Origin of the sequence: Shewanella sp. (assembly GCF_013214165.1) — a bacterium.
Lineage (GTDB): Bacteria > Pseudomonadota > Gammaproteobacteria > Enterobacterales > Shewanellaceae > Shewanella.
This window is the reverse complement of record NZ_JABSSM010000128.1, coordinates 1-7,452: the sequence shown is the minus strand read 5'-3', so window position 1 is coordinate 7,452 and position 7,452 is coordinate 1. Positions and strand designations below refer to the sequence as shown.

Annotated in this window: 6 protein-coding genes; 1 reads left to right on the top strand and 5 read right to left on the bottom strand. The window is 46.5% G+C overall.

The annotated features are described in order from the left end of the window. Both HRU42_RS19955 and HRU42_RS19950 read right to left on the bottom strand, forming a co-directional pair. Positions 1-461, bottom strand: a 461-nt coding sequence (locus HRU42_RS19955) for an isoprenylcysteine carboxylmethyltransferase family protein (RefSeq protein ID WP_295033720.1), incomplete at its 3' end; no start/stop codon positions are given. A 291-nt stretch (positions 462-752) separates the two neighbouring features. Next, on the bottom strand, positions 753-3,563 hold the full coding sequence (locus tag HRU42_RS19950; RefSeq protein WP_295033719.1) for a prolyl oligopeptidase family serine peptidase: 2,811 nt from the start codon (positions 3,561-3,563) through the stop codon (positions 753-755). 315 nt (positions 3,564-3,878) lie between these two features. On the opposite strand from HRU42_RS19950, the gene HRU42_RS19945 reads away from it, so the two are divergent. After that, positions 3,879-4,886 carry an isocitrate dehydrogenase gene (locus HRU42_RS19945; protein WP_295033717.1) on the top strand — a complete coding sequence of 336 codons (1,008 nt, stop codon included), beginning with the start codon at positions 3,879-3,881 and terminating at the stop codon, positions 4,884-4,886. Between the two features lie 125 nt (positions 4,887-5,011). Here the strand turns inward: HRU42_RS19945 and rlmM are convergent, their stop codons facing one another. The 3 genes from rlmM to HRU42_RS19930 form a co-directional block, all read right to left on the bottom strand. Further along, a complete protein-coding gene (rlmM, locus tag HRU42_RS19940; RefSeq protein WP_295033715.1) occupies positions 5,012-6,094 on the bottom strand; it encodes a 23S rRNA (cytidine(2498)-2'-O)-methyltransferase RlmM in 1,083 nt (360 codons plus the stop codon). Positions 6,095-6,268: 174 nt separating this feature from the next. Then, positions 6,269-6,658 (bottom strand): DUF423 domain-containing protein, encoded by a 390-nt coding sequence (locus tag HRU42_RS19935; RefSeq protein ID WP_295033713.1) that lies wholly within the window; start codon positions 6,656-6,658, stop codon positions 6,269-6,271. Then, positions 6,651-7,325, bottom strand: coding sequence for an alpha/beta fold hydrolase (locus tag HRU42_RS19930; protein WP_295033722.1), 675 nt, complete (start codon positions 7,323-7,325; stop codon positions 6,651-6,653). The genes HRU42_RS19935 and HRU42_RS19930 overlap by 8 nt, the downstream gene beginning before the upstream one ends. Positions 7,326-7,452 lie beyond the last annotated feature (127 nt).

Below are 7,452 nucleotides of genomic sequence, written 5' to 3'. Positions count from 1 at the left end.
AACCAACGCCTGACGCGACTTCGATATGCCAGGTATTCATCACCAAACTTTTCAGTCAGATAAGCTTCTTCCGCTCGGATAGCCAGATAATAAACCCCTATGCAAGCCGGGATCACACTCAGCATCAACCAGATATGACTGAAAAATAGGCCTAAGCCCAAAGGAATGGTGCAAAATGCCAGATAGATAGGATTTCGGGAGTAGGCGTAGATGCCTGTAGAGATAATCTTGGACGTGGGCTTCCAGGGCTCGATATTGGTTTTAACCCGCTTAAAAAGCGTCGCTAAGTACAATAAGACCATGAGCCCCAGCACACTTATAGCCGCACCTAAATAGGTGAGCAGGGCAGGGAAATGGATATCTAGGGGATAGAGTGTGCCTAGCCCAAGACCACACAAGATAAAAAAAATAAACACCAAGGGAGGCGGTATGCGCACCCCTGCACCTCTAGAATCATCCATCATTAATATCCTTATTCAGGTTAAACTTATCGATTTACTTGATTTAGATTGATTTAGATTGATTTAGCTTAACTCCATAGACTGCTAAATGAATATGTTGTTGGAGAGTGGATTATATTTCATCAGCTTATATTGATAATATCAAGGGTAAATTATCACAAACACTAAAAGCTTAGGCCCATACCAAGCTTAATATCAGACTCGGCATTCCCACTGTATAACACCAAGCCGAGTATCGACTCGGCTTGGTGTTATTGACTCATACCTATCGGTATCATTTTAAGGCTATGGCTAGTCAGCTTGCTTGTACTCGGTATAAGCTTCGCCTTGAGTCAACCAACTCGGAGCCGGCTTTCCCTTAAGATAATGCTCGAAATATTCCATCATGCGGATGCTATAATCCAGCTTGTTGGGATACTTCTTCAGATGATGAGGCTCATCTTGATATTGCAAGAACACCACATCTTTACCGGCGCGGCGCATCGCTAAATAGAGCTCGATACCTTGCTCCCAAGGCACAGCATCATCTTTATCACCAAACATGATCATCATAGGTGTCTCGATACGCTCGGCGTAGAAAACGGGTGAGTTCTCTATGTATTTTTGCGGCGCACGAAACAGACTCTCACCGATACGGCTCTGGCCCGTTTCATACTGGAACTGACGCGCTAAACCACTGCCCAGACGTATGCCGCTGTAGGCACTGGTCATATTTGAAACCGGAGCTCCTGAGACGGCAGCCTTGAAGATGTGAGTCTGAGTCACGGCAAATGCCGTTTGATAACCGCCCCACGAATGGCCCTGAATGCCTATGGCATCGGGATCGGCAACACCCATCTCGATGATTTTCTGCACTCCCGAGGTTAATGCCTGCACAGATGTCGCTCCAGGATAGCCCACTTCGAACCTGATATCAGGTAGGAAGATGGCGTAGCCATTATCGGCATACCAGGCAAAGTTAGGCCTATGATTGATCTTCATCTGCGGGAAAGCGTGCAACCTATCACTCATGAAGCGATAGAAGTACACCAGCACAGGATAACGCTGACCTTCGACATAGTTAGTTGGCTTAATTAGCACGCCATCCAGAGGCTGACCGTCGCCATTAGTCCATTGGACTAACTCAGACTTACCCCAATTAAACTGACGTTTCTGAGCATCTAGGTCTGTCTGCTTGGCGGCTTTTTGTGGCGCTAAATACTCGGCGGTATAAAGATCTGGAAACTGATCGTAGCGCTCTTTGGAGAATACCAAGCTAGCTGCATTTTTACTGCGTGCCAGCGTTTTTAGTTTGTAATCCCCCTCCATCAGGGTTTTAACACCTGCAACCCCTATGGTCGAAAGATAGTATCCGTCACCCTTGGTTCTCTCGTTATAACCATGCAGTAATACTTGCTGATCTATGGCCAGCACATCGGCATGATTCTTATCGTCGACTAGACCGGTAACCCGGTATTGAATACCTTGCTCACGCCCCTTGCCACCAGTGAGTTTGAATGCTTGGTGAGACTGAGTATTCACCTGCCAGATGTCGTACTTATCGTACATAAGGAAGCCGGCATCATCTTTTAGCCAGGGGCCGAAACCATATCCCGGTGCATTGGATGGATAGTCATGATCTTCATCGGCAAATGTCACCTGCAAGTCTTTCGTCAGATTAGTGCGCCTATCTGCCGAGATTTGATACAGGTAAACATGACCTTGCTGAAAGTAAGTCACAAAGCGCTCGTTGGGCGAAAGAATGGGCTCTTCGCTGCTCGGCTGTTGAGTTAACACTAAACTCTTAAGTCCAGTATTGAGGTCTATCAGGTAATAATCCCGATAGAAACCTGCCCAGGTGATCATCTTACGATAGAGGATGTCGGAGCTTGCTAACACGAAACGTGTCTGCTCCTCTAGCGCCACATCCGGCACCGTTTCATCGGCCAGCTGGACTAAGTTGTTGCTATTAAGGTGCAGTACCGCCAAATAAGTGCGTTTGTGCTCCTGCTCGTATTGTTTAACCTCATTAGGCTTAATACGCGCATCGTCACCGTGCCATATTCGTAGCTGTCGCTGACCCGTGACAATTGACTCATCGAACAAGTCTGCTTGCCGCTCTATGCTAGCCAGCTCAATCTGCTGACTCACTTGAGGCACACGCCCAAAGAACAAGCGTTGGCTATCTTCGGAAAATCTCAGTGTCGTATAGCGATTTAATTGCCACTGTTTCGATGTTGGCGTGGCGCTAACCTCAGCGGTATCGATATTAAACAGTGACAGCTTATATGGGCGCCCGTATGGCGCTACATCGGCAGCGCCATGAGTAAAGCCAATATATTTACCATCGTCACTGAGGGAGACATCACCAATTTGTTGATCATTAAATTGGCGCACTATCTCTCTGCTATGGTGACTAAGCTTAAACAGGACTAACTGATGAACCTTAGACTGGGTATTATTGCTGGCTACAACCAGATGCTTGCCACTCTTATCGAAATAGTAATCGGTGACATGAGCCACGTTCTGGCGAGTGCCATTTTTCAGTGCCACCAGCTCAAATGGTGAGCCTTTATCAAATTTATCGACCTTAACCTCTGCTGGCTTATCGTCGGCTGCCGATTCTTGTTTATCTTGCTTGTCTGATTTATCTTGGTCGGCTTCGAACCAGATAGCCAAATGACTAGCAGATTGGTTAAATTCAAACTTTTTCACCCGCTCGAAACGCGTCTCTTTACCCGTTTGAGTATCGAGTAACACCATGCCTGACTTGAGTTTTTTCTTTTCTTTCTTGGATGCTTTCTCGAGTTCAAGCAGAGGTGTTTTTACACTAAAGGCCACAAAACGGCCATCGGCGCTAACCTGGGGCTTAGAACCACCATCGACACTGAATGTTTTTGCCGACGTTAAACTTTTCACCAAACCATGACTGTCACCGCGATCGGGAGAGACCTCAATAGCCAGCGTGGTCCCGGAATCAGCAAGCACGGGCTTCTTCAACGACTCAAAATGCATGATGTCATTGGGTGTTATCGCCGGATGCATCGCCGTGGTGGCATAAGCACCAGCGGTGAGTAAGCTCGTCGATAGGAATAGCAAGGATGCAATTGGTAGTGACTTCAAGGTCTGCCCCATTTTTCTTATTGTGTTAACTGGACGTAGGTTTTTACCTGAGGTTTATCATCATCATTGTTATCAATAATAATGACCTAAAGTCGTCTTTTTTAACCTTTAACCATCAATCATCGTCTTAAGCTATATTTAATGCAAGTAACACTACATAAAAAAACGTGAGATTGCTCACTATTTTCTGTGAAAAATGTATAAAAGTGTTTAAAATAAAGAAGTGCACAATAAGAAATAATTCCTAGTCGTAGTCCCCTTGTTCAAAGAGGGGTCAGACAATAGCAGTAACGACCAACCGTGGAAGGATTCTCCATGTCAAAAAGAATGATAACCGTGATCCCTGGTGATGGGATTGGACCTAGTATTATCGACGCAGCAATTAAGATCCTCGATAAAGCAGGTTGTGATTTTGAATATGAATTTACCGATGCGGGTTTAACTGCACTAGAAAAGCATGGCGAACTACTCCCTCAGCGCACTCTCGATATGATCGAGAAGAATAAGATCACCCTCAAGGGTCCGTTAACGACCCCAGTTGGTGAAGGTTTTACCTCAATCAATGTGACCTTGCGTAAGAAGTTTTCTCTGTATGCCAATATCCGCCCAGTCGTGTCTTTTAAAGGTACACAAGCGCGTTATGACAACATAGACATCATCACAGTACGTGAAAATACCGAAGGCATGTATTCGGGTCTAGGCCAGACACTCTCTGAAGATGGTTCAACAGCCGAAGCGACCAGTATCATCACGCGTAAGGGTGCCGAGCAGATCACAGTGTTTGCTTACGAGCTAGCGCGCAAAGAAAATCGCAAGAAAGTCACCATAGTTCATAAAGCTAACATCATGAAGTCTACGTCGGGTTTGTTCCTGAGAGTCGCTCGTGAAGTCAGCCTACGTTACCCCGACATCACCACAGATGAGATGATTGTCGATGCAACGTGTATGAAATTGGTCATGAACCCGGAAATCTTCGACGTTATCGTTACCACTAACTTATTCGGTGACATTCTGTCAGATCTTTGTGCCGGTCTAGTTGGCGGCCTAGGTATGGCTCCGGGGGCTAACATAGGTAAAGATGCGGCTATTTTTGAAGCCGTACATGGTAGTGCACCGGATATTGCCGGTAAGAACCTAGCTAACCCAACCTCAGTTATCTTGGCTTCTATCCAGATGCTTGAATATCTGGGCATGGCTGACAAGGCGGAAAAAATTCGCGCAGCTGTCACTGCAGTGATCGCCGAAGGCGACCGCACTACCCGTGATCTAGGTGGTACTCATGGTACGACTGATTTCACTCAAGCTGTGATCGATCGTCTGTAACAGACGAGCTTAAGATACAAAAAAGCCCCATGATTAACATCCTGGGGCTTTTTTTATGATACATATTACCATTCCATATAAGTATCTGGTCAGTTCAGATACTTACTCGGAATGGTATTAATCGATTAGAAACCTTTAGTCGGATTTAACCTCAGGTGCACAGTCACCTCATCACGATCGTGATAGAGATGCTTACAAGAAAGCTCAAAATCCTTGACGTCATTTTCCTTTAAGATCTCACTCATGGTCTCAAGGATGATCGAAACATCTTTATATCTGCTCTTCATCGGCAGTTTAAGGTTGAAGATAGCCTCTTTAAACCAACCATTGATCGCCCAAGCTTCGATAAGCTCGGCTACCCGTGACGGCTTCTCAATCATGTCACACACTAGCCAATAAATGTTCTTTCTCGGTGGTTCGAACCGGAAACCATCGGCTTGGTAATGTTTAACTTGACCGCTATCCATTAACCCTTGATCCATTGCCCCGTTATCAACGGCCGCCACAAACATACCACGGCGCACCAGTTGATAGGTCCAACCGCCCGGGCAAGCCCCAAGGTCAACCGTATGCATGCCACTGGTCAAGCGTGTCTCATGTTCATCTTTAGGAATAAAGTGAATAAAGGCTTCATCCAGCTTTAGCGTCGAACGGCTAGGCGCGTCCGCAGCCATCTTGAGTCTGGGGATGCCGCAAGCATAGGGCGAACTATTATTACTCAAGGAGAATCCAACATAAGCCGTTCCTGGCGCCACGAAACAGACGTGGATAATAGGGCGCTTAGGGTTTTCTTTCTCGAGCAAGATACCCGCTTTTTTCAATTTTTGTCTCAATGGTACGGTAAACTTACGACAGAAGGTCGACAGTTCTTTCGCCTCGTTGGTATCTGGTGTCTCAACCCTTAACGCACCCGCATAAGAGATTTTTGACAAGGCTTCGAGGATGGGTGAGATTCTGTCTTGTTCCGGTAGTTTCTTTAGCAACTCAGCGGCCGCAAACATCTGTCTGGCAAAGATCAAAGTGTTTAATTTGATCTTCTGCACCAAAATATCGGCGTCCCCCGCCTTGAAGCACTGAAAAATCACATAGGCATCATTCTTATTGGTCTTAACGAAACCACCAATGTCGAGAGCGGCGGCGCGGTGTTGTATCTCTGCAGCACAATCTTTTTCATAGCCTGCACGACAAAACAAAAATAGGTTAATCATCTACATTCCTGAAGCTGGCCAATACTGACTTTGCAATATTGATTTTTGCGAATATTAAATCGGCATGTTTAAACAAAAATGGCGACTATATTCATAATGGCCGCCATTCTACACTGTCTAAGTTATTCGGCCAACTCTGACGCTATTGCATCACACCAGAGCGAGCACTATCGTTTAATCGTCCAGTTCGACCACTCTGTTACGCCACACTGCCAATGCAATAAATAGCCAGCCCAAGAGTAAACAGAAGCCGCCAATAGGCGTTATCGGTCCGGTCCATTTAGCCCCCAGTATTGCGTAGGCATACAAAGAGCCGGAGAACAGCACTATGCCCGCCATAAACAGATAACCGGCCCAATCGATCAATCGAGACGGTAGCCAATGACCCGCAAAGGCCACGGCGATTAAGGCAAAGGTATGGTAAAACTGGTATTCCACTCCTAAGTTGAAGATAGCAATCATCTCCGGCGTGGCAATCTGTTTTAAGCCATGAGCACCGAAGGCGCCGAAAGCCACCGATATGAAGCCACTCAAGGCCGCCAATAATAGAAACCCTTTACGCATCTAGCCCCCTGATAAAATCGATACTATAAGCAATTGCAGCATTAAGGTTAGCCTCAATGCTGGTCCCTGACGACTTTCTTGGTTTAAAACTATGATCGCCGTCGGTTAACCAATGTAATCTGACTTTTTCCATCACAGACCAGAGTTCAACTTGCCCTTTCCCGCCAAACTTATCTCTCTCGCCCTGAATGACACACAGGGGCACCTGACACGCTTCGATGGGAGCCAGTCTTGGCTCACCGCCTTTAAGAGGAATGAAGGGGTAACCCAAGCAGATCACACCGTCAACGGCCGTATCGGCCGCAAGCATGGCCGCCATGCGTCCTCCCATGGATTTCCCCATCAAGATGATTCGCTTAGGTGCGTACTCTTGTTTGATGGCTTTGATGTGAATATTAAAATCTTTGAGTATCTTGGGGGCGCGATCCGGTGGACGACGCTTACCGTCCAAGGCATTGGCTCGCATAAAGGGAAAATTGAATCTAAGCACACCTATGCCATGCTCGGCACCTTTAGCCAGGAGTCCTCTCACCATATCTTGCATAAAGTCACTGTGCATACTAGCGCCGGCGCCATGTGCAAAAATGATCAAGGTCTCATGAGGGGTGCCATCGAGCACACACTCACTCTCTAACAGTTCTTCAGTTTCTAAAGGCGCTTTAATCAGAAAACATCGGCTCACTACGGGCGTTTCATCTTCACCTGCTTTATTAACCTGAGCACCTTGATTCACTACGGGCGTTTGATCTTCACCTGCTTTATTAACCTGAGCACCTTGATTCACTAGGGGCGTT

Coding starts and splice junctions, on each gene's coding strand:
- HRU42_RS19945 (WP_295033717.1), top strand. CDS start 3,879: ATGTCAAAAAGAATGATAACCGTGATCCCTGGTGATGGGATTGGACCT.
- rlmM (WP_295033715.1), bottom strand. CDS start 6,094: ATGATTAACCTATTTTTGTTTTGTCGTGCAGGCTATGAAAAAGATTGT.
- HRU42_RS19935 (WP_295033713.1), bottom strand. CDS start 6,658: ATGCGTAAAGGGTTTCTATTATTGGCGGCCTTGAGTGGCTTCATATCG.